This is a genomic window from Methanobrevibacter cuticularis, assembly GCF_001639285.1.
GTDB classification, from domain to species: Archaea; Methanobacteriota; Methanobacteria; order Methanobacteriales; family Methanobacteriaceae; genus Methanobaculum; species Methanobaculum cuticulare.
Window position 1 is genome coordinate 1 of the sequence record NZ_LWMW01000022.1, and the last position, 25,012, is coordinate 25,012.

The 25,012-nt window shown below is 26.3% G+C and carries 21 protein-coding genes; 13 read left to right on the plus strand and 8 right to left on the minus strand.

What is annotated here, in order from left to right; all coding sequences use genetic code 11:
- Positions 1–206: 206 nt before the first annotated feature.
- Positions 207–3,797 carry a beta strand repeat-containing protein gene (locus MBCUT_RS00565; protein WP_157082411.1) on the plus strand — a complete coding sequence of 1,197 codons (3,591 nt, stop codon included), beginning with the start codon at positions 207–209 and terminating at the stop codon, positions 3,795–3,797.
- A 384-nt stretch (positions 3,798–4,181) separates the two neighbouring features.
- Here MBCUT_RS00565 and cas4 read toward each other — a convergent pair whose 3' ends face one another.
- Entirely contained in the window at positions 4,182–5,183 is a 1,002-nt protein-coding gene (gene cas4 / locus MBCUT_RS00570; RefSeq protein ID WP_157082412.1) for a CRISPR-associated protein Cas4, read from the minus strand.
- An 809-nt stretch (positions 5,184–5,992) separates the two neighbouring features.
- Between cas4 and MBCUT_RS00575 the strand changes: the two genes are divergently transcribed.
- The 9 genes from MBCUT_RS00575 (at position 5,993) to coaBC (ending at position 14,468) form a co-directional block, all read left to right on the plus strand.
- Positions 5,993–6,598, plus strand: coding sequence for a DUF366 family protein (locus tag MBCUT_RS00575; protein ID WP_067257408.1), 606 nt, complete (start codon positions 5,993–5,995; stop codon positions 6,596–6,598).
- Between the two features lie 270 nt (positions 6,599–6,868).
- Complete coding sequence (locus MBCUT_RS00580; RefSeq protein WP_067257411.1) at positions 6,869–7,387, plus strand: 6-carboxytetrahydropterin synthase; 519 nt, start codon at positions 6,869–6,871, stop codon at positions 7,385–7,387.
- Positions 7,388–7,507: 120 nt separating this feature from the next.
- Positions 7,508–8,206, plus strand: a complete 699-nt coding sequence (locus MBCUT_RS00585; RefSeq protein WP_067257414.1) for a 7-carboxy-7-deazaguanine synthase QueE — start codon at positions 7,508–7,510, stop codon at positions 8,204–8,206.
- Between the two features lie 453 nt (positions 8,207–8,659).
- The gene (locus tag MBCUT_RS00590; RefSeq protein ID WP_067257417.1) at positions 8,660–9,601 is read left to right on the plus strand and encodes a CBS domain-containing protein; all 942 of its coding nucleotides are present in this window, start codon (positions 8,660–8,662) and stop codon (positions 9,599–9,601) included.
- A gap of 22 nt (positions 9,602–9,623) precedes the next feature.
- The gene (locus tag MBCUT_RS00595) at positions 9,624–10,448 is read left to right on the plus strand and encodes a CBS domain-containing protein (RefSeq protein WP_067257420.1); all 825 of its coding nucleotides are present in this window, start codon (positions 9,624–9,626) and stop codon (positions 10,446–10,448) included.
- 284 nt (positions 10,449–10,732) lie between these two features.
- Positions 10,733–11,545, plus strand: a complete 813-nt coding sequence (gene pheA, locus MBCUT_RS00600) for a prephenate dehydratase (protein WP_067257424.1) — start codon at positions 10,733–10,735, stop codon at positions 11,543–11,545.
- A 320-nt stretch (positions 11,546–11,865) separates the two neighbouring features.
- A complete protein-coding gene (locus MBCUT_RS00605) occupies positions 11,866–12,456 on the plus strand; it encodes a hypothetical protein (protein ID WP_157082413.1) in 591 nt (196 codons plus the stop codon).
- Between the two features lie 15 nt (positions 12,457–12,471).
- A complete protein-coding gene (locus MBCUT_RS00610; RefSeq protein ID WP_067257430.1) occupies positions 12,472–13,002 on the plus strand; it encodes a PsbP-related protein in 531 nt (176 codons plus the stop codon).
- 284 nt (positions 13,003–13,286) lie between these two features.
- Complete coding sequence (coaBC, locus tag MBCUT_RS00615; RefSeq protein WP_067257433.1) at positions 13,287–14,468, plus strand: bifunctional phosphopantothenoylcysteine decarboxylase/phosphopantothenate--cysteine ligase CoaBC; 1,182 nt, start codon at positions 13,287–13,289, stop codon at positions 14,466–14,468.
- Between the two features lie 789 nt (positions 14,469–15,257).
- Here the strand turns inward: coaBC and MBCUT_RS00620 are convergent.
- From MBCUT_RS00620 to MBCUT_RS00650, 7 genes are all read right to left on the minus strand, one after another.
- On the minus strand, positions 15,258–15,932 hold the full coding sequence (locus MBCUT_RS00620; protein ID WP_067257437.1) for a fibrillarin-like rRNA/tRNA 2'-O-methyltransferase: 675 nt from the start codon (positions 15,930–15,932) through the stop codon (positions 15,258–15,260).
- 235 nt (positions 15,933–16,167) lie between these two features.
- Positions 16,168–17,430 carry an NOP5/NOP56 family protein gene (locus MBCUT_RS00625; RefSeq protein WP_067257441.1) on the minus strand — a complete coding sequence of 421 codons (1,263 nt, stop codon included), beginning with the start codon at positions 17,428–17,430 and terminating at the stop codon, positions 16,168–16,170.
- A 397-nt stretch (positions 17,431–17,827) separates the two neighbouring features.
- On the minus strand, positions 17,828–18,049 hold the full coding sequence (locus MBCUT_RS00630) for a PRC-barrel domain-containing protein (protein ID WP_067257443.1): 222 nt from the start codon (positions 18,047–18,049) through the stop codon (positions 17,828–17,830).
- A 61-nt stretch (positions 18,050–18,110) separates the two neighbouring features.
- Positions 18,111–18,332 (minus strand): PRC-barrel domain-containing protein, encoded by a 222-nt coding sequence (locus tag MBCUT_RS00635; RefSeq protein ID WP_067257447.1) that lies wholly within the window; start codon positions 18,330–18,332, stop codon positions 18,111–18,113.
- Between the two features lie 282 nt (positions 18,333–18,614).
- Positions 18,615–18,839, minus strand: a complete 225-nt coding sequence (locus MBCUT_RS00640) for a PRC-barrel domain-containing protein (protein WP_067257450.1) — start codon at positions 18,837–18,839, stop codon at positions 18,615–18,617.
- Between the two features lie 306 nt (positions 18,840–19,145).
- On the minus strand, positions 19,146–19,370 hold the full coding sequence (locus MBCUT_RS00645) for a PRC-barrel domain-containing protein (RefSeq protein ID WP_067257453.1): 225 nt from the start codon (positions 19,368–19,370) through the stop codon (positions 19,146–19,148).
- Positions 19,371–19,421: 51 nt separating this feature from the next.
- A complete protein-coding gene (locus MBCUT_RS00650; RefSeq protein ID WP_067257456.1) occupies positions 19,422–19,661 on the minus strand; it encodes a PRC-barrel domain-containing protein in 240 nt (79 codons plus the stop codon).
- 744 nt (positions 19,662–20,405) lie between these two features.
- Between MBCUT_RS00650 and MBCUT_RS00655 the strand changes: the two genes are divergently transcribed.
- The 3 genes from MBCUT_RS00655 to MBCUT_RS00660 all read left to right on the plus strand — a co-directional run bounded on the left by MBCUT_RS00655 (position 20,406) and on the right by MBCUT_RS00660 (position 24,354).
- A complete protein-coding gene (locus MBCUT_RS00655; protein WP_067257460.1) occupies positions 20,406–20,771 on the plus strand; it encodes a hypothetical protein in 366 nt (121 codons plus the stop codon).
- 591 nt (positions 20,772–21,362) lie between these two features.
- On the plus strand, positions 21,363–21,542 hold the full coding sequence (locus MBCUT_RS10670; protein ID WP_157082414.1) for a hypothetical protein: 180 nt from the start codon (positions 21,363–21,365) through the stop codon (positions 21,540–21,542).
- Positions 21,543–21,747: 205 nt separating this feature from the next.
- Complete coding sequence (locus MBCUT_RS00660; RefSeq protein ID WP_067257463.1) at positions 21,748–24,354, plus strand: beta strand repeat-containing protein; 2,607 nt, start codon at positions 21,748–21,750, stop codon at positions 24,352–24,354.
- The last annotated feature ends 658 nt before the right edge of the window (positions 24,355–25,012 follow it).

Consider the following 25,012-nt stretch of genomic DNA (forward strand, 5'->3'; position numbering starts at 1 on the left):
TTTTGGATTTTTTTCAGGTTTTACTAATTTTAAGTTCTTTTTATTGTTTTTTATTTATTTGTTTATGATATATATATATATATATATATATATTATTTTTCAATAAAGTTTATATATGGCATAGAATATAATTATTATCGGTTAATAGGTAGTGATTATTCTCTATTTATTTAACTGATTTTTATCAATAATTGAATGAAATGGAGGTGAAAAAAATAAAAAACTATAAAAAAACAATACTGAAAACGAGTATACTAATAGCTACTATTTTATTATTAGCTATCAGCTTAAACTCCAGTTTTGCAGCTACTGTACCTATTAATAATACAACACCTGGTGGTATAAATGGAACAATAACATCAGGAACTACTAATCCTGGAGATACTATTTTGCTTGCTCCAGGAAACTACACAGGAACTACCAATACAGGAATAACTATCAACAAAAATGTGACAATACAAGGAAACGGACCTGCTGCTAATGTAATAATTGACGCACAAGGATCAAGACGAATATTCACTATAGGCAATAACTTGAATGTGACTTTTATAAACATAACATTCACCAATGGAAGATCTAGTACTACTTATACAGTTCTTGGTGGAGCAATATATAATCAATACACTACAACAACGATGACTTTCATCAACTGTACATTCACTAGCAACACTGCAACTACTAATTATGGTGGTGGTGCTATCACCAATTTTGGTGTTATGAGCGTTAGTGGTTCTACTTTCACCAATAACTATGCAAGTTTTGGTGGTGGTGCTATCTCCAATATTGGTGTTATGAGTGTTAATGATTCTACTTTCATTAGCAACAGTGCAGGTAACATGGGTGGTGCTGTTATTTATAATCATGGTGTTAATTCGAAAATTAGTAGTTCTACTTTCATTAACAACACTGCAACTTCCAATGGTGGTGGTGTTATCTACAATCATGCTGATGGTGCTAATTTCAGTATTAGTGATTCTACTTTCATTAACAACACTGCAATTGGTGTTGGTGGTGTTATTTGCAATTCTGGTGGTGTTAATTTTAGTGTTAGTGGTTCTACTTTCATTAATAACACTGCTGGTGGTGGTGTTGGTAGTGGTGGTGCTATCTATAATAATGATAATGGTGTTAATTTTAGTGTTAGTGGTTCTACTTTCATTAATAGCTCTGGAACTACTGGTGGTGCTATCTACAGTTCTGGTGCTAATGGGAGTTTTAGTGGTTCTAGTTTCATTAATAATTCTGTAACTGGTAATGGTGGTGCTATTTTTAATAGTGGTGCTAATGGACGTGTTGATGATTCTAATTTCACTAACAACACTGCAAATAGTATTGGTGGTGGTGCTATCTACAATAATGTTAATGGTGTTAATTTAAGTGTTAGTGGTTCTATTTTTACTAATAACTCTGCAGCTGCAACTGCTGGTAGTGGTGGTGCTATATTCAATAATGCTAATAATTTAGGAGTTAATGGTTCTAATTTCATTAACAATACTGCTGGTAGTGTTGGTGGTGGTGCTATCGCCAATAATGGTAATAATTCAATTGTTAATTATAATCGTATATTTAATAATACTGATACCAATGGTTTTGATATGGTAAACACTGGAAATAATGTTAATGCGAACCTTAATTGGTGGGGAATTAACAATATAACTGATAAAATTATGGGTATTAATACCAGTAACCATTATATTTTGAATATTACTAACTCTAGTAGTTTGGATAATCTTAATATTGGTGACAAAGTTAATTTTTCTCTGTTAGTATTGAATACTACTTTGACTAATGATGGTGTTGGAAATTTGCCTGATTTTGTTATTAATGGTACTTTTGATGGTGTAGCTTATAATTCTAGTCGTGCTGATAATTTTACTTATATCTTCCCTATTTCATCTGGAGGAAATCAGACTGTACATGCTTCTTTAGACGATCAATATGTGAATAGAACTTTTACTGTAATTGCTGCAATAAAAAATTCTACGAATTCAACTATTGTTGTTAATCCTAATCCTGCTCAAATTGGCGAAAATATCACTGTTAGTGGTCAGTTAGCTAATTATACAGGTATTGGTTTTGTTAATGTTACTGTTGATGGTAAACTCTTTACTAATGTAACTGTTGATGTTTCTGGTTATTGGGAGTTAAATTATACTACTAATCGTACTGGTACTTTCGATATTGATGTTAGTTTTGCTGGTGATGGTAATTATGATGCTTTTAGTAATTCTACTACTTTCACAGTAAATAAGAATAGTACTAATTCAACTATCATTGTTAATCCTAATCCTGCTCAAATTGGTGAAAATATCACTGTCAGTGGTCAGTTAGCTAATTTTACAGGTATTGGGTTTGTTAATGTTACTGTTGATGGTAATCTCTTTACTAATGTAACTGTTGATGTTTCTGGTTATTGGGAGTTAAATTATACTACTAATCGTACTGGAATTTTCGATATTGATGTTAGTTTTGCTGGTGATAGTAATTACGATGCTTTTAGTAATTCTACTACTTTCACAGTAAATAAGAATAGTACTAATTCAACTATTGTTGTTAGTCCTAATCCTTCTCAAATTGGTGAGAATGTTACTGTTAGTGGTCAGTTAGCTAATTTTACAGGTATTGGGTTTGTTAATGTTACTGTTGATGGTAATCTCTTTACTGATGTAATTGTTGATGTTTATGGTTATTGGGAGTTAAATTATACTGCTAATCGTACTGGAACTGATTTAGAGATTGTTGTTAGTTTTGCTGGTGATAGTAATTACGATGCTTTTAGTAATTCTACTACTTTCACAGTAGCTAAGAATAGTACTAATTCTACTATTGTTGTTAGTCCTAATCCTGCTCAAATTGGTGAGAATGTTACTGTTAGTGGTCAGTTAGCTAATTTTACAGGTATTGGTTTTGTTAATGTTACTGTTGATGGTAATCTCTTTACTGATGTAATTGTTGATGTTTCTGGTTATTGGGAGTTAAATTACACTAGTAATCGTACTGGAACTGATTTAGAGATTGTTGTCAGCTTTGCTGGTAACGAAAATTACACAAGCTTTACTAATACTACTAGCTTTAATGTTACTAAATTAGCTGTTAATTCAACTATAAATATTCCAAAGGATGTTAAGGTTGGTAAAATCATAACAATTGATGGTGTGCTTGTTGATGAGAATGGTAATCCATTAGCTAATGCTCCAATTGCTGTTACTGTTGGTGGTAAGGTTTATTCTTTGATTACTGATTCTAATGGTCGATGGAGTCTTACTTATAAACCAACACACACAGGAAACGTTAATGTTGTAGTGGATTATACAGGAAACGATGAATACTTTAGCTATACCAATACTACAACTTTTAATGTTGTAAAAGGTCAAGTTATTGTTGATATTGATGTAGTTAAAAATTCTGATGGATCTGTTGATGTAATTGTCACAGTGTCTGATGAATACGGTGATCCAATACCAGACTACAAAGTTAATATTGGTTTGGATGGTAAAAACATTGGAAATATCGTTACTAATGTTCTTGGTATTGGAAGAATCCATATACCAACTAATAAACTTAGTGTCGGTCATCATGTGATTACAGCTACATCTGATAATGCAAACTACTATATTAATCCAGTTTCAGCTGAATTTGAAATACAAAACAACAAAAATGATACTAATAATACTAATAAAACAAGTGATAATCCAGTAGCTATAGCTACTATGAAAAATACAGGAATACCGATAATAGCTATCATATTAGTATTGATAAGTGTGTTTGGAATAAGTATTAGAAGAAAACAAAATTAAACATTTTTTAGGAGGACTTATTTATTTTCTCCTATATTTATTTATTTTTTTTTTTTTTATTCATATTTGTAATTTATTAACTAATTGAAGTTTTTTTCATTGTTTATCGATTAATTAAAGTTTTTTTTATTGTTCATCGATTAATTAAAGTTTTTTTTATTGCTTATCGATTAATTATAATATTATAATAATTATGAGAGTGTCTCATAATTACTTTTTCACTAAACAAATCTACAAGATTTGAATAAATTATTCAGATAAATTAAACAAAACAAAGAAAATCTCGGTGATTTTTACAAATTTGTTCATACAAAACTTAATTATGAGACACTCCATATTGTAATTATTTGAACTCAATATTCATAATGCTGTAATTAATATTGCTTAATTTAAATCGTCATCTTGGTGGCAGATTTCGTTATATTCACAATTAAGACATTTTTGTTTATTAATAATAATATCTGGAACTATTTCTTCATTTATAATATCCTTTATTTCATTAATAGTTTTAAACAGTCCTTTTCTTAAATTTGAATCCATGACAACCGGTCGTCTTTCTCCAATTTTTAAATAATCTATAAATCCTACAAATACTTCAGTATTAAATTCTTCTTCTATCAAAAGAGCACTAGCTACTAATTCAATGGAATCTCCATCCCAAACTCCTCTCATTGGAGGATTTGATGGCCTTATATTTATTGGGTAATATTTTCCATCTATTATCTCAATTTTATCGCAGCTTCCCATAATCTCTAATTGAGGGTCTCTCATTAAATAGCTATACATTGATGTTGGGAAAAATAGCTCGGCTATTTGAGTTCCATCCTTATCATTTGCTATCATAGCTTTTTGAGCTTTTAAAGCTAATATTTTCATGTTGAAGTAAATTTCATCTTGTATCTCATTTTTCAATTTTTCTACTTCATCTACAACTTCTATTTCATTTAACTTTTCTACTTCATCTACAACTTCTATTTCATTTAAATTTTCTACTTCATCTACAACTTCTATTTCACTTAACTTTTCTGTTTTATTTAATTCTATTACTTTTTCAAACTTTTTTTCATATTTAATATCATTATTTGAAATACTATTTGATTTTGAAATATTTTTTTCATAAATAAAATCGCTATTTTCTAAAACAGCTATTGAATTTTCTATATACTCTTCTATGTTCTTGTTTAAGTTCGCTTCTATTTCGGTCAATGTCATGTCCTTTCTTAGTCTTCTTAAGTTTCGCTGGGATAAATCTTGTAGGTCTATTCTCAATTCTTTCATTGTTTTATATAAAAGAATATCTTTTTTTATTTCATTATTTAAGCTATTTTCAAGATATAATTTTAGAGGGCAAAACATATAAGTTCTTATTGTTGCAATACTAATCATTTAAATTCCTCTTAGTGTTTTTAATATAAAGAAAATCACAGGTTTTCTAACTTGAAAAATCAATTTTTTCAAATAAAGAAAAATCTTCATTTTTAAAAAGAAAATCTTCATTTTTAATTTTAAAAATATAAATTTTTTTTATATTGTTTATTACTAATAGTTATTATTTTATTACTATTAAATAAATACTTAATGGTTTATTTTAAATAATTATTATTATTTTATATTAAAAGAACATATGAACATTAATTTTTCATTAAAGATAGAAATAATTATATTTTATTAAATTAATGATAAAATAAAACAAAATTAATGGATATTCAAAATTTTAATTTAATGAAAAACATATTCATTGAATGTAACTTTTCCTTTTAATTGCTAAATTGATGAAACTTAAAAATTTTTAACTGTCTTTTTTATAGTATTTGATTGTCATCCTAGATTTCATTATAATTAATTAGATTATTATCAGTTTTTAGATAATATAGAAATTTTAAACCATATTCTTAAATACTATTTTTCCAAAATATTATAATAATATTATAATAAGATTTAAAAATATTAAGGAATTTTTATTTGCAGTAATAAAATTAATAAACTTAATAGACTAATAAATTTAATAAAATTACTAGTAATTTTCACTATATTTAATATTCTAGTGAAGAAAAAAGAAGGAATTTTAACTGATTTATTTCAACAAGGTCTTTGCATTGATTTTATATTTTATAACTTACTAATATAATTCTATGTGATAGTTTATATTATTATATTCAATAAAATCTTATTTCAAATTCATCTGGGAATCTACTATGTTAATCACTCATAAACACTTATCAAAAAATTTTGAATATGATGGAAGTCAAATTGAAGCTTCATGGGCTTTTAAATCATTTAAAATAAAAGGATCAGCTATTATAACATGGATAGGATCTATGAATATTAAGCCTGATAATTTAAAAGACTTTGAGGATATTGGATTGGAAATAAAATCAGATAACATGGTCCATTTCATGCTAGAACATTTTGATGAGCAACCTGCTAATTTAAGAATAGGTTATCTTCGTCAAAGGTTGTTGGTAATGATTCTAAAGGAAGAATTAGCTAACAAAGGCATATTTTCTTCTAGAGAAGGGGACGACATTTATATAGATTCAAAGAAATTAACAGTTTCAATAGCTACTGTTTCATCTAGTTCTATGAAAATTCATTTAGGAATTAATATTACAAGTGATGGAACTCCAGATGATGTGGATACAATTGGTTTATTTGAATTAAATAACAAAATTGCTAATAGTAATAGTAAAGAATACTTTAATTATAGTAATTTGTTGATTTTTATCAATGATATCGTTAATAACTATATAAATGAATTAAATTCTATTGAATTAGATATAAGTAAAACTAATCTTTTATAGCTATTATTTCACAAACATAATTTTTTAATGAATCTAATTTTTAATAATTAAATAGCTAAAAATAACCTAATACTATAATTAGTAAAAATTTATTAAAAATTTATTAGTAAAAATTTATTAAAAATTTAAATATAATAATTAAAAATTTATTAAAAATTTAAATATAATAATTAAAAATTTATTAAAAATTTAATTTTCATGAAGATAACAAGTATAACAGTTTTAATAAATAGAACCACTAATTAATATAATGATTAAGGAGTAAAAACAATGAAAATAATGATTAATGGAATTAATGCTAATTTAAGGTTTTCATCTGCTCATATAATACCTGCTCATGATTCTTGTGGATTTATTCATGGACATTCATATTTTGTTGATGTAGAAATTGAGGGAAATCGTTCAGGGGACTATGATTTTGTGGTTGACTTTAAAGATGTTAAAAAATCGGTTAGAACTATTTGTAAACAATTAGATCATAGGGTTTTAATACCTATTAATAATAACAATATGAATTTTAAAGATCTAGGAGATAGTAATAACTTAAAAACACTTGATTTTGAAAATAGGAAGTATGTTGAGTTTAATATTGAAAATAAATATTATAAATTTCCCATGGAGGATTGTGTCTTACTTCCACTAAAACATAGTTCAGCTGAAGATTTATCTCAATATTTCGCATATAAAGTCTTTGAAGATCTAATTAAAAAAAGTTATGAGATAGATTCTGTTTCAGTATGTGTTAATGAAGGTATTGGTCAAGGAGCCTTTTTTAAAAAGACTAAGTAATGATTTTTATTAAATTATACTTAATTATTAATACCATAATCATTATTTAAAATGTAATTAATTATTATTTTCTTATTTAAATTATATCTGACTATTTAATATAGATATGGGGGATTTTTCATGAACGCACCAATTATTGAAATTTTTTCAAGTTTTCAGGGTGAAGGTATCTTAATAGGGAGAAGACAAATATTTATTAGGTTCGCTGGATGTAATTTAAGTTGTAAGTATTGTGACACTATAGAAAGCCAATCTGTGACTTCAGGAACTGAATTATCTGTTGAAGAAACTATAAAAAAAGTTAAAGCATTAGAAACTTCTGATTTACATTCTATCTCTTTCACTGGTGGTGAACCGCTATTGTATGTAGATTTTATAAATGAATTTATGGATAAAACTGACTATAACTTTTTACTAGAGACTAATGGAACTCTGCCTGATTTTTTATCAAAAATAAATCAAATCGACTATGTTTCTTTGGATATTAAACTGCCGGAGCATTTTGACAATGAAATGGAATATGAGATTTTTGAAGATGAGATAAAATCACTAAAATTATTAATAGAACATAATATAAACATATATTGTAAAGTAGTAGTGTTACCTTCAACTGAGTCAAAAACTATAAAAATGATACTTGAAAGATTAAAAGATGAAATTCCCAAAAACTCAAACATTCCAATTGTTATTCAACCATCAAGTCCAATAAATAAATGGAAAATCCATACAAAGAAACTATTCGAATTTTCTGAGATTATCGGTGATTATTTGGATGTATTAATGATTCCTCAAGTTCATAAAATTTTAGATATAGAATAATTGTAGAATAATATCTTAAATTTTAGGTATATGGTAATTATAGAATAATATCTTAAATTTTAGGTATATGGTAATTGTAGAATAATTATAGAATAATATCTTAAATTTTAGGTATATGGTAATTGTAGAATAATTATAGAATAATATCTTAAATTTTAGGTATATTGATAATTATAGAATAATATCTTAAATGATATTTATAATTAAAATAGTTTGTATTTAATGATTTAAAATTATAGTGTTAAGACAATTTAATTTTTTCTATAATTTTATTAATATAGATTTTATAGAGTAAGATTAAATAAAAGGTTTAAGATTGAATTAAGAAGATAAAATACTTTTTAATAATTTTGTTGAGAAATATAAATAAATTAATATTTAAATTGTCATGATAATAGGTCATAATAGATTATAAAAATATATTAATAAATAGCTATTACACAAGGTGTATAAATGAAAGATAAAAGTGCTATAAACTTAAGAAAATCTATGGGTCGTGGATCTGTAGAACATGAAACCAATGTTTTTGAACATGAGGGAGATATAATGACACTAGCTAAGAAAAAAGTGATATCTATCCCACCAAGTACTAGTATCATAGAAGCTGCTGAAACAATGGTTAAACATAAATTCAGGAGACTTCCTATCACTGATCCGGGGTCTGAAAAACTTTTAGGAATAGTAACAGCTATGGATATATTGAACTTCTTGGGTGGTGGAGACAAATTTAATATCATGGAAGAAAAATACCATGATAATTTTTTAGCAGCTATTAATGAACATGTAAAAGAGATAATGACTAGAGATATTAGATTCATGAGAAATAAAGACTCAATCAATGATTGCATCGAAGTAATGCTAGCTCATGATGTTGGAGCTCTTCCTGTTGTAAATGATAATAATAAAGTAGTGGGAATTGTAACTGAAAGAGATTTTGCATTAACTATGGCGGGTATTTTAACTGATGAGCTAGTTGAAGATTTCATGACTAAAAATGTTATTACAACCACTCCAGGAACACCTATTGAAAGTTCATCAAAAATAATGGTTAGAAATAAATTACGAAGAATTCCAATTTTGGGCAAAGAATTAGAATCAAGTAATCCTGAAGAAGAAAAACTAGTTGGAATTGTCACATCTAATGATGTTTTAAAATTTTTGGGGGATAGTGAATTATTTAGCAAAATGAGATCTGGTAGTGGTTTAGAAATCTTGAACACTAAATCCTCTGAAATAATGGAAAGGAATGTTTGTACTGTTGGACCATTAACACGAGTTGGGGACTTATGTGAATTATTAAATAAAAAAGATATTGGTGGAGTTCCAGTTATTAAAGATGGCAAATTATTGGGAATTATAACTGAAAGTGATGTTTTAAAAGCTATACATAAATAAAAAACTAATTTTGGTGGGGTAAATGCAAATAAAAAATTTGATGTCTGATACTTTAATAACCATAGACAAAGATCAAAATGTTTGTGATGGTTTAAGATTAATGGAAAAAAATAGAATATCACGACTTCCTGTTGTTAATACTAATGAGAACAATGAAAAAGAATTAGTAGGAATAATTGCCGAAAAGGACATAGCTACAAAATTAGGTTCATCTAAATATGGAAATTTGGCACCTTCTCATTTTCATATTTCTACAGTGATGGTAAAAGAAATTATCACTGCTGATGAGGCTATGGGTGTCCCTGAAGCTGCTAAATTGATGCTTGAAAAGAATATTGGTGCTTTACCAGTTGTTTCTAATGGAGAACTTATAGGGATTATCACAAAGTCTGATTTCATAGATATGTGCAAAGGCAAAGCTTATGAAAAAATACTCCTTGAAGAGATAATGAGTAGTGAATTGATATCTGTTTCAAGTGAGGATAGATTAATTCATGCAAGAAGAGTTATACTTGATTCAAATATTGGAAGGCTCCTGATTGATGAAAATAATGAGCTCGCTGGTATCTTAACATCTAAAGACATTGCTAGAGCATTAATTTCATTTAGAAAACATGTTCCAGATAATCATAAACAAGCACAGATAAAAAATATATTAGTTGAAGAAGTAATGTCTAGAAATGTTAAAACTCTATCTACTAACTCATCTGTTGCTGATGTTGCAAAGGCTATGTTAGGAACTGGGTATAATGGATATCCTGTAGTAACTGAAGATGATGAGGTTGTCGGGATTGTAACTCAGTCTGATTTGCTTGGTTTGATTGTAGAATTAGAGATGAATGATTAGCATTAATTATGAATGGTAATTATGTGGATTGAAAGTATATAATTAATTATAAAAATAACATAAATTAGCTATATAAATAAATATATTAAATTAGTTATAGTTGTAACTGATAATTAGTTCTATTTTTCAATTTTTATTTTTATCATTTTATTTAGTCTAAATATCTAATCTAATTATTTAGTCTAGTTATTTAGTTTAACTATTTAACTAGTTATTTAGTCTCATTAGCTACTTTAAATATCTAATCTAATTATTTAATGAATAAATATTAAAGGAGGTTTTCTATAAACTCTAAAATCGCATTTTTAGGTCCAAATGGTACATTTACTCATGAAGCAGCATCTATCTTAGATGGAGAATTATTATCAGTTTGCTCTATTCCTTCAGTAATAAATTCTGTTGAAAAGGGCATATGTTCTAAGGGTATAGTTCCTATTGAAAATTCTATTGAAGGTCCAGTTGGATTAACATTAGATTTATTAGTGCATACTGACCTTAAAATAGAAGAAGAAATAGTACTTACAGTTAATCATAATCTTTTATCTACTGAAGATAGTGATATTGATGATATCACTGATGTCTATTCTCATTCACAGGCTTTAGCTCAATGTCAAAATTATTTAGAAAAACATAACATGAAAACTCATTTTACTCTAAGCACAGCAGCAGCAGCAAAATCTATCAATTCAAATAATTCTTATGCAGCTATTGGAACACTAAAAGCTGCAGAAATTTATGGTTTAAAAGTTATAGATAGAAATATTCAGGATATATCTAATAATAAAACAAGATTCATAGTTCTTTCTAAATATGAACATCCTTTAACAGGGCATGACAAAACATCTATTATATTTTCTTTACTTGATGATAATCCTGGAGGATTGTATGATATTTTAGGTGTTTTTGCATACAATAATGTTAATCTATCAAAAATAGAGTCTAGGCCATCTAAAGAAGGTTTAGGTAAGTATATATTCTTTGTTGATTTTGAAGGTCATAAGGATAATGAAATAATTAAGAATATTTTAAATATTATCAAAACCAAAACATCATTTATAAAAATATTAGGTTCATATCCATTTGTAGATATTTCTTGATATTGAATAATTTCATAAAGTACTTGATATTGAATAATTTTCATAAAGATTGAATAATTTCATATAGTACTTGATATTGAATAATTTTCATATAGTACTTGATATTGAATAATTTCATATAGTACTTGATATTGAATAATTTCATATAGTACTTGATATTGAATAATTTTCATAAAGAGAATTTTATAAAGTTATTATAGGGTTGATAATCAATCAATCTTTTATAAGAAAATTTTTATAAATAGCTAATATATGGTTTAATCAAATAATTTGCTAATAAATAGGAGACAGATAATATTAGTCAAGATAAACAAAAGCTTTTGAGAATAATGCAGGAGCTTGAAAATGACTACAATGCAGGAAATATTTCTGAAGAAAAATATAATTATTTATCTAAGGAATATACTGATAGATTAGCTAATATCAATGCTGCTAGTAGAGTTAGAAATATGCAAGGTCGTAGGGATACAGAAAGCTCACAGATTAGATCTTCTAAAAGAAGTATGGCTGAAGCAAGTAGACAAGATGATAGGAATCTTGTAGATAAATATGTAGTAAAGTCATCAAAAGATAAAAAACAGACTACTAAATCCTCAAATAAAGGAAAATATGCTATAATAGCCGTTATTTTCTTGATTATTGCATTTGTAGCAGGCATAAGCTTTGGATTGTTCAATGACTTCCAACCATCATCTCCAACTAATGCAGCAGTCACAATCGATGATACTGCTTTTCCAGAAGTAATTTCAAATGTTACAAATAATGATACCACCACAAATGTTGTTGATAACAGTACAACTATTACTGAGCCTACACCAAATGTAGAGCCTACACCAACCAATAATACGGGCCAGGATACTCCTAGCCCAGATGAAAATGAACCAGAAACTTCTGGAAATGGTTCTATCTGATTACAGGAGGATATAATGAAGAAATATATATTAGGAATAATAGTGATAATTGCGGTTATTTTTGTATCAGGATGTATTTCTAATTCTGATGATGTAAATAATCCTCAGACATTATCTAAAAATGGAATAATTATTAAGTATCCTGGATCATGGGTAGTTGCAAATTCTCAATCTAATGATTCAATAGCTTCTGTAGCAGATCCTAGTTCTACTAATGGAAGTTCTGATTTAGCTCAAATTAATGTAAATATTGAAAGAAGAGAAATAACTTCATCCTTAGATTCGTTTCACAATCAAACATATACTCAATTATTCTCTAATTCTGATTATCAATTAATAGCCCAAGGAAATCTAACTGTTGGAGATTCTAATGCTTTAGAGACTATTTACACTGTAAATAAGAATGGTACTATATCACAACATAGGGCTGTTTGGATACAAAAAGATAATTCTGTATATGTTATTTTATTCACAGCTCCTCAATCTAAATTTGAATCTCAAAACAAAAACTTTGAATTCATTCTGGGTAGCTTTAAGATAACATAATTCAATATTTTTGTCTTTAAAAATTGGAATAATAATGTAAGAATAAAGTAAGAATAAAGTAAGAATATAGTAATAATATAGTAATAATATGGTTATTATAATGTTATAATTTATTTATAATCTTATAATTCTTTTTAATAGTATTAGAGTAAAAATGTTTTCTATAGGATATGATATAACTTTTATAATTTACCAATCAAATAATGGTTCTTTATAATTTTTACAATTTTTTTTATTTAATTTTTAATATTCACATTTTTTTTAAGTTTTGTGTGGGGTTTAATATGGATATTATATTATGTGTAACAGGAAGTATTGCAGCTACTGAATCAATCAAATTAGCTAGAGAATTTAGAAGAGAGGGTTTTAATGTTAAATGTTTCATTAGTGAAGATGGATGTAAAATAATCCATCCAAATTCAATGGAATTTGCAACAGGTCAAAAGGTTGTTCAAGAGCTTACAGGTGAAATTGAACATGTTAAATATGCAAATTCTGATTTAATTCTAGTTGCCCCAGCAACAGCTAATATTATTAGTAAATTTTCTTATAAAATAGCTGATAATCCAATCAACTCTCTTTTAATTACTGCTGACGGGCATGACACTCCAATATTATTTGTACCCTCTATGCATGACTCTATGTATAATTCTATCAATGAAAATATTGAAAAGCTTAAATCAGAAGGATTTAATTTTGTTGAACCTCGCATGGAAGAAGGTAAAGCTAAATTTCCGAGTAATGATGATATATTATTGGAAGCCAAAAGAGCTATCACACTCAACATGCTTAAAAAAAATGAAAACTTGAAAATAAATAATTTAGCCGGTAAAAAAATTTTAATAACCTTAGGCGGGACTTATGAAGCTATTGATCCCGTTAGAGGAATATCTAATAAATCTTCTGGAAAAATGGGTTTAGAATTAGCTAAAGAAGCTTATATCCAAGGAATGGAAGTAAAACTTATTGTTGGAAAAGTTGATGTGGAAATACCTAAGTCTTTTGATAGCATTTTTGTGGAATCCAGTGATGTGATGAATCAAAAAACAAAAGAATTAATTTCTGATTATGATATTTTCATAGCAACTGCAGCTGTTTCTGATTTTGCCCCAATTGATAAAGTAGAATCTAAACTTTCTTCTTCTTTAAATCTGTCTTTAGAATTTAAGCCAACTGAGAAAATAATTAAACAAATAAAGGAAATTAATCCAGATATATTTTTGGTAGGATTTAAAGCAGAATATAATATCGCGGATGATAAAATGATAAAATTGGCCGAAAAACAAATTAAAGAAGCAGGTACAGATTTAGTTGTAGCAAATGATGTGAATATCAAAGAATGTGGATTTGGATCTGATAATAATCAAGTTATATTAGTTGATAATGATAATGTTAATAAGATAGATATTTGTTCTAAAAAAGAAATTTCTAAAATAGTTCTTGATAAAATAAACACTAGATTATAATTAGTAATTATCTTACTTATATTCATTAATCTAGTTCTTATTTTTAAACTAAAAAAAGAGTATTATGATTAAAAAAAGTATTACTTTTCACCGATTTTTTAAAATAATAAATTTTTAATGATTTAACATGAATATATCGATATCTTAGATATATTTTTAGAATTTTATTATAAAAATTGAACAAAAAAAGTTATTTTCAAAGAATAAGTTCAATCCTCTAGACTTTTACCAATGTGGAGTGTATATGAGTGTGAAATTGTCCAGAGGATATAATTAGAACTATTTCTTATATTGCATTAGCAAATGTATATATGGTTTTCATAGTATAAAAACTTTTCTTTAGTAATACTTTTCAACATTTTTACCTTGATCACTGTTTTGTTCTTATGAACTTGAATAACTTAATAACTATTAATTTTGTCTAAAAAATTTAATATAGATTTTATTATTTATGGTTTAATCATTATAATTTGTAAGATATTCACATTCAATAATAATCTTAAAATTAAATCTTAGAAATAATAATTATATGCTTCTTGCATTCTTTTAGGAATTCATATCAAATTTTTAATCTAATCTTTTAATAGAAAAGTTTTTTTATTAACTTTTAATAATACTTTTAAAAAATAAGATCAATTAAATTTTAATAGACATATATTTTAATGAAATTAATTGATTTCACATTAGTTAATTTAATTTTTAAAAAGAAATTATGACTTGTTAAAATAGATAAATTTTAAAAATTAGCACTAATGGATATTATTGATAATAATTCGAGTGTAAGAGCTATTAAAAGCTCTTTTCAACTAAAAAACAGATATGATCTTTTTCATATGGTTCAAGTTTGACTTTTTCAATTATTTTAAAACCATTAGCTATTAATTTCTTTTCTTCTTGTTTGAATATTTTTTGAGGTTTGCCTCTAACATCAATACTTCTAGATTTAATCATTAGAATCCCTAAACCATCTTCTTTTAAAAATAAGTTGATGTTATCCATAAATAGCTCTGTTTGATTAGGTTGAGCCACATCGCAGTATAGTAAATCTACTTTTTCAAGTAAATTAATATATTTCTTTGGTTTAGTAGCATCTCCTAATATAGGGGCAATATTTGGCCTATTCTCACTCAACCTAACCAATTTTCGCATGGTTACAGTGGAAAACTCAATAGCATAAATTAATCCTTCTCTAGACAAATCTGAAATATGTGAAACAGTGGTTCCAGTGGATGCTCCAAGATAAAGAATTTTTGAATTTTCACCTATTGTTAATTTTTTAAGCCCATTTAAATAAGCAGCAGCTAATTTCGACCTTCGAGGATTCCAATTTCTGTATTCTATTCCCTCACTCTCTACTTCATTATTACTAGTAGTTTTTTCACTAAATAACTGCTCTCCATAGACTTTTTTCCCTGGTCTGATGTTTCTAGTAGCTATTTTGTCTTCTTTCAGATAAATATTCATAATAATCAGTGTTTTTATCATTGAATGGAAATATTTTTAGTATCAAATATATTCTTTTTCTTTCATTTATCTTATTTTATCTTAGTTCCTTTTATTTATTTTATTATTTTATTTCCTCTTGTTTATTTTATTATCTTATTTTATTCTATTTATTTTATTATTTTATTTCCTCTTGTTTATTTTATTATTTTATTTTATTCTATTTATTTTATTATTTTATTTCCTCTTGTTTATTTTATTTCCTTTTATTTCCCTTTTTCCTTTTTTTAGCCTTTTTATGCTTTTTTTCATACTTCTTTGATTTGTTAGAATAACCTGTTTCTTGATTTCTTTCTTCTTCTCTTCTTTTTCTTGTTTTTTTGGGAAAAGGATTGTCTTTTTTTATTTTTTCTACTTTTTCCAAAAAGGACTCTTCTATTATAGGATCAAATTTGCCTGAAAAGACATCTTTTCTAACTGACAATGATATCTTCAAAGCTAAAGTTCTTGCAATTTTTCCTCTAATCCACCATGGTGATGTTCTAACTTCAGGATGTTGAAAAATAAGTCCATGTTTTGGGGGGCGTTTTCCAGTTTTTAAATGTCTAAATAAAGCCTTTTCAGCACCCATTATTTGGATAGTTCCAGAGGGATAAGTAGCTATTCTTTTTAATCCTCCTCCATGAGCAATCAATTTGGCTCCAAGTGATGAACCAACTAAATTCCTTAAATTTGGAGCAAGTTTTTTCATTTTTGTATCAATATACTCTTCGATTTTTTTCCTAGATTTCTGAAGAGATTGAATAGATTTAGCAAAATCATTTATAATTGATATATCTTCATCTTCAATATCAGCACCATTAGTTCCATTATCAAAATCAATCTTTAATGATTCAGGAGGATTTTTCATCACGTCTTCCCGATTTTCGTTTTCAGCTATTAGTTTTATATAATTTTCATTATTTTGAATAATATCTATTTCAGGGAAATAGATATTATTCCATTCTCTGATTCTTTCAACTAGTTTACTAATTGATTCATCAATTTCATCTATCGAAGCAATAGACTGTATAATTAGTTTATCTTCTTCTTCTGAAGACTCTTTCATCTCTAAAATAGCTATTTTTTCATATATTGATGTAAACTTGTCATTAAATTCTTCAGGAGAAGAAAATCCTAAATCAATCATTTTTTCTTTAAAATTTGATCTAAGATGTTCTCCTCCTTTATTGGGAACTTCCACTTCTATTTTCTGCCCAATTTCAGTAATTTCATTTTTTTCATCTGTAAAAAGAGATGTATAGCTTGAAAGTCTATTATTAGATTCAATGACAATTTTATCATAATCATCTGTGATGTTTTTTATCAATTCTATCTCTTCTGGAAGAATCTCATTGTTTCTTATTTTGACCATTTTTGAGGGAATATCTGTTTCATTAAAAAGTTTATAATCCACAATAGCTAATTTTTCATTAAAAGCTATAAATCCTACAATACAATTTACAATATAAGCTTCCATACCATTAACTTTATTTTACATAAATATAAATTTTGTTTTTTCACATTTTTTTATTGAGTGTTTTGAAAATGGATAATGTTCTTTTATTGAGTGTTTTGAAAATGGATAATGTTGTTTTTATTGTATGTTTTGAAAATGGATAATGTTGTTTTTATTGTATGTTTTGAAAATGGATAATGTTGTTTTGTTGTATGTTTTGAAAATGGATAATGTTGTTTTTTTTGTATGTTTTGAAAATGGATAATGTTGTTTTTTTGTATGTTTTGAAAATGGATAATGAATTTGAAAATAGTTCTTAACTAAGAATATAAAAAATGAATTGTTTATAATGTAGACATAATAATAATTTCCACAATAAATCCAATACAAAAAAGAAAAAAAGTTTATTTTGCCATGATTAAATATAAATCATGGTGTTTATAAATATGTCATCTGATATTTTTTCTATTTGGTTGAAAGTAATTATTTGCGGGTCATAGTAAAGTACGCCTTGTCTTTCTTTTACATCAATTCCCTTTATATAACCGTTTTGTTCATCAATATCAATATTTCCTACTTTACCAACGAAATTACCTTCTTCATCGATAACATTTTTACCAATTATTTTGTTTACTTTCATTAATTTCACCTCCATTCTTAATTTAAATTCATAAAATTCACTTTAGGTTTATTTTATAAATTTAATAAATATCAATGATACTGAATATCGTCATATCATCTGATATTTCATTTACTTGATCAAAACTGATTGTTTTTTTATTAGAAAATAATCCTTGATCTAATATTATATTAACCTTCTCAATAGAACCGTTATTTTTATCAATGGACATATCTTCAACAGTACCTATATAATTATCTTCTTCATCAATAACATTCATTCCTATTATATCATTAGCTTTCATTTAATACACCTCCAAGATATGAAATCAAAGGTTTTTTTGATCACTATAATGAGATTCTAATATTCAACCATATACTATTATTTAGCTCAAGATTATATAGTATTAGAACTAAGTACCTAATTTAATCATTTTTAGTAGTTCTATGTATTTTAATTAGTTTTTGCAATTATTCGCCCATTTTTAGCTTTTTGTGATTATTATTATATTTACCATGATACATTTATATTATAGTCCCTAATACAATCTAATTTTCGTGTTTAATAACATTATAATTATTTTTGTTTATTCTAAATCGAGTATGGCATTTAATAATACTGCATATGATATGTCTTCTATTTGATCAAATTCAATGACTCCTCTTTCATCAGAAAAAATTTTTTGATTTAAATTTAAATCAACTTCTTTAATGGAACCGCTATTTTCATCAATATCAACATCATTCACGGTACCTACACTTTCACCATTTTTATCTACAACAACCATACCGATTAAATCAGTCACTTTCATTTTAATCACTTTGTTTTAAATTTTTAGATTCATGAAATTGAAATTTTTAATTTAAAGATTTTCGCGAAATATTTGTTGAAACGTAACTATTACATTACTATTTTCAGATATATAAATTTTCTCCAAGGCTGATGACTTTTCCAGTTTTAAGGCTAAATTTCATAAATGCTATTTAATTTTTTAATAATGTATTTAGAAGTTTTATTGATTGCTTAATCTTTAAAATGAAATTCTATGATGACTTAATTATTCCGTATTCAATAAACAGAAAATAAAATAAAAAGAACAATTAATTTTGTTGATAATTCAATCATTCTCCATAGAATTCTTTAATAGTATGTTGTTTGATATTATGTTTACTTGATCAAAATCGACTGCATCTTTTCCATGATGAAGTTTGGATGTATGAGGATTTATACCAAAACTATTAATAGACCCATCATCTTCGTCTATATCGATACTTTGAACTTTACCTACAGATTTTCCATCTTTATCAACGATTTCCATATCAAATAGCTTATTAATATCCATTTAATTCACCTCCTTTTCATTAAAATTGTTTAATTAAATCTATTAATTGAATTAGGGTTCTCCACAATTATCATTACATAAAATATTATCCAATAAAATTTTATCTGATATTTGATTTATCTGATTGAAAGTAATCAATTTTTCATTATGAGAAAGTATTCCTTTTCTTTTTCCCACATCAATCCCTTTAATTGAGCCAGTATTCTCATTAATATCAATATTACTTACATTACCCACAGTATTACCAGCTTCATCTATAATATCCATACCAATTAAATCCTTCAATTTCATTTTACTTACCCCCTAATTTAGAAGTTATGAATTAAAAATTTCAATTTAATCATATTTTTTTTGTAAAAAATTTTATTGAAATGTAACCATTACATTACTATTTTAAACTATATAAATTTTCTCCAAACTTGAAAACTATTATTTAAACCTTAAAAAAGGTAAATCATAAAAATAAACAATAAATTAGTCTGTTATTAGTAATGGAGTTTTAGATTCAACATATTCATATTAATAAATGGTATCATCCTTTTGAATAAATAAATTTATTAGATAACAATAACAATCTAGTATTAATAATAATTCTTATTAGAGTATATTTAACGAATAATAATGCAACACAATAACAAAATACTAGTATTTAAAAATATATACATAAAAAGAAGGCAAGGAAAAAAGTATTCTACACCAATATGTAAAAATTACACCAACCCAAAAAATACTCACCATTATTTAACTACAGAATAATAAGCCACTACTCCACAAAACATCAACACAGAATAGCTCAAAAAAATAGACAAAAAACAAATAAAAAAAAAGATAATGAGCTGTCAAGAATTGGGGGTTTGATGAGCAAAAATCAGAGATAATTATTTCTCAGCCAATACAATAAATTTTAAAATAATAAATAAATTCTATAATTATTTTTAATATTATTTTTAATTAAAAATACCATTATTAAAAATTCTTAATCTTAAGTAAATATTTAACCTATCTTTTACAAATAATATAATTAGATGAATAAAAATGTTAAAAAATAAAGAAAATATACAAACAATATATGCCGAAACGGTTGAAACATTGGATAAAATACAAAAAAATTACTCAACTAATTCTAATAAGGATGAAATTTATGAATTTATAAATAAAATTGAAAAAAACAAGCAATATTTAGGATTAGAAGAATTAAATTTGTATATAATGTTAGAAGCGCCAATACTAAAAAATAAACCCAAAGAAATAATAAAAGACAATGTTAAAATTATAAAAAACAGTATAAACACTAATTTAAACTTAGTAAACATGTATAATGAAAATTTAACATCAACATTACCATCACATTTAATAAAATTATATGAACTTCTTGAAGAAGATCCAAAATTTATAAAATAAACATGAAATCATTCAATCTTTTTAGTGGAGAATTGGATATTCATCTTTAATATCAATCTTTTTTTACCTATAGTTTCATCAGTTGGAGAGTAATCTCTTCATAATCTTTAATTACTATTTCTTTTAATTCAATCCTCCTCTTTCTTTTCTATCTATAATCATATATTATTATTATCCGATTTTTGTTTTCTCATGCATGCAAATTTTTACATATATCATTTGTTTTAGCCACATAACTGTGTTTATGGGCATTTTTCATCAACCAGTAAAATAAGTGATATTCGATTTTTTAACATTCTTATGAATCATGTATAGATTATGTTTATCATAATATCTAAATTTTTTGATGAAAAATAAGAAACGAAAATTGAAAATACGAAATTTTATAATAAAACAATGAAAACTAAAAATAATTAGAAGTTAATGATAAATAAAAATGAAATCTAGCTATTTTTACGATAATATAATCTATTTCTACAACATTAAACTAAATTTTATTCATATTAGCTATTTTATTCTTTAAATAAAAGAATGGATAGAAAATCCGATGAGGGATTAAATAACTTGTTTTTGTGAAAAATATGATTTTTCGTGTTTAATTTTTGTGTGGATGGTTTTAAGTTCTTTATATGTTTAGGGGGGGGGGGGGTAGTCTATGGAATTAGTTCTGGGTTGTGGTTTCTTCTTGTTTTGGCATTGGAGTGTGTAGAAGTGATATCTTTATATATGGGTAATTACTATAAGTATGTTTGTCCAGTAATTAAAAGTTAATAGTTTAATAGGATACTAACTGTTCTTCCAATAACTAACAAATTTTTTCCATTTATTATTGATAAGATATTAGTTAGTAAGTGATGATTGTTAAACGTTTTTTAGTTTTTTAACTAATGGCTGGCGTTATATTGAATATTAGATATTTAAGTAAAAACACGGTTCGTATATATTAATTAAAAAAATATTGAGGTGAATTTATACTATGTATAAAAATGAATTTAAGAAATTGTCGATTTTTTTGATAATTTTTGCAATAATAGCTATTGGGGCTTTTTCTTTAATCGGCACAACAAACGCAGTAGATGTTACTATTGATAACACTACTACTATACAAGCTGCATCAATCGGCAACACTAGCTTTACAAATGGAAGTACGCTGTACTTAAGTGATGGTGTATATTCAGGAACAGGTAATAATAATCTCACAGTCAGCAAAAATATGACAATAGCTGCCGTGAACAAAGGTGGAGCAATAATCGACATGGAAAACAGTGGACGAGCATTCACAATAAATGCAGGAATAAACCTAACACTGATAAACATAACCTTCATCAACGGAAACACCACATCTAACGGTGGGGTAATCACATCAACTCAAGCTAACATCACATTAACCATAACCGACTGCACATTCGAAAACAACACAGGAAATGGTGGTGGAGTTGTTGCTATAACTGGAGTTGGTTCCAATAATACTATCAAAAATTCAATATTCAAAAACAACACAGCAGTAACTAGTGGTGCTATATATATAAATGGAGTTGGTAGTGTTAATTTGGTTGATAATTGTACTTTTGAAAACAACAAAGCAACTAATGATCATGGTGCTTTACGTATGACTGGAGAGGGTTCTAATAATACTATCAAAAATTCAATATTCAAAAACAACACAGCAACAAGTACGGATATTGGTGCTTTAGATTTTTCTGGAATTAATAGTACTAATTTGGTTGATAATTGTACTTTTGAAAACAACAAAGCACATGTTAATCAGGGTGCTATATATATGGGTGGAACTGGTTCTAATAATACTTTAAAAAATTCAGTATTCAAAAACAATACTGCAGGTACTAATTATGGTGCAACAAATATAGGTGGAGATAATAGTACTAATTTGGTTGATAATTGTACTTTTGAAAACAATGCTGCAGGTAATAATTATGGTGCTTTACGTATGACTGGAGTTGGTAGTGTTAATTTGGTTGATAATTGTACTTTTGAAAATAACAATGCAGGTACTAATTATGGTGCTTTAAGTATTAGTGGTATTGATAGTAATAATACTGTTAAGAATTCTGTGTTTGAGAATAATACTGCGTCTGATAATTATGGTGCTATTTATATTGTTGGTGATGGTAGTAATTCTATTTTGGATAATGTTAATGTAGTTAATAATTCTGCTGGTATTAATGGTGGTGGAATAGGGTTCAGTGGTGATAATAATGTTCTCACTATTAAGGATAGTATTATAAGTGATAATAGTGCTGTTAAAGAAGGTGGAGCATTATTTGCTAGTGGTGAAAATCAGACTATTAATATTGAAGGTAGTGCTTTGGTGAATAATGGTGCTAAGATTGGTGGAGCATTAGATATTAATGGTGAAGATAGTGAAGTTAATATAGATAATTCATTGTTTGAAAATAACTCTGCTACTTCTAGTGGTGGAGCAATAGATATCAATGGAGAATCTCATGAGACTAATATTAACGATTCTACATTCAATAATAACTCTGCTAAAAATGGTGGAGCAATCAACAGCAACGGTGCAAATAATATTATAATAGCTAATAATACTGGTTTCAACAATAACAATGCCTCAAGTAAAGGTGGAGTAATCAACAGTAATGGTGATAGTAATGTTATTGTTTTGGATAATTCAACAGCAACTAACAACTCTGCACGAGAAGGTGGAGCAATCAGTAGTACTGGTGATGAAAACGAAATAGCAATAGGTAACAGTGAATTATCAGGCAATAATGACGGAATATTAAAAAGTGAAGGTGATGGTAACAAAGTCACAGTCGATAACTCTACTATGACTAACAATACAGCAAAAGACGGACTAATCACCAACAATGGAGACAACAACAATGTAACTATCGACAATACTAACTCAACTAATAATACTGGTGATATCGTATCCAATACTGGTGATAATAACACTGAATCAGAGAATAACAGTACTATAATCGTTGATGTAACTTATGAAACTAACACTGATTTAGCTGTTGTTTCAGGTAATGGACAAATCACAATAATAGCAATACTAACAAATAAACATACTGGAGAAAAATTAGCAGGTGAAAAGGTTTATTTCTATGTTAATGGTAAGCAAATAGGTTCAGCAAACACCAATAAATACGGCGAAGCAAGATTCATTTACAACGTACCAAAAACAGCTAACTACACTATCTATGCAAAATCCCAACAAACAACAATAACCAATTCAACTGGAAACTACACATTCAAAGAATCAACAAGTATAACACAATCTTTAAATGTCAACAAACCACTAACACCAGCAAAAATAAAAGTTTACAGTAAAAAAACTACTTCAAAAAAGACTAAAAAATACAAAATCTACTACATAACATACTCAATCAAAAACTACGGAGAAAAAACAGGCTCAAAGACATTCACAAAATCACTCAAAAACATACTCAAAAAACACAAACTCTACAAAATACAAACAACAAAAAACACCAAATACAACTACAACAAAGCATCCAAAATACTAAAAACAATAGTCAAAAACCTAGCACACAACAAAATAGCTAAACTCAAAATAACAGTATACAGAAAAGCTTAACAAAGATAAATTGTTTTTGCATTATATTTTTTTGGAAAGAAGTTAATTAATATAATATTCTTTCCAAACATTCTTTTTTTTCTTTATTTCATAATTTAATTAATATTTATTCATATTTTTTCTGATTAAAACATTAATAAATTTTATTATACAAGAACTAACCCAAATGCACTGATTATATAAAAATTTATAATATTATATAAGAATGATTTTTATTAGAATTTTGAAAGTGCTAAAAAAATCAGGTGGTTTTGAAACAAAAAAATATGGTTTGTGAAAAAACAAGAATACCAATTATAGCTACGATATTAATTACTGATAAATATATTTCGTGTGTTGTTGCTATTAAATTGATTTCGTTTTGAACAACAAATCAGTAGGAATTAAAAAAAGTTTGACCAATTTATCATTATGTAAAACCACTAAAACACCACAAAAAAATTCAATTAATTCATATAACTAATATATAAGAATTTATATACAAAACTAATGATTTTAACAAAGAAAAATACAAAAAATCAGAAATAATTATTTCCCAGCCAATGCATAATTAAAAAATTTAGAATATTTTTAACATAAACATTTTTTAACTTGAATTAATAATATATTTATCATCATAATCATATTAAGTTTCAAGAGAAAATAAATATTTTTATTA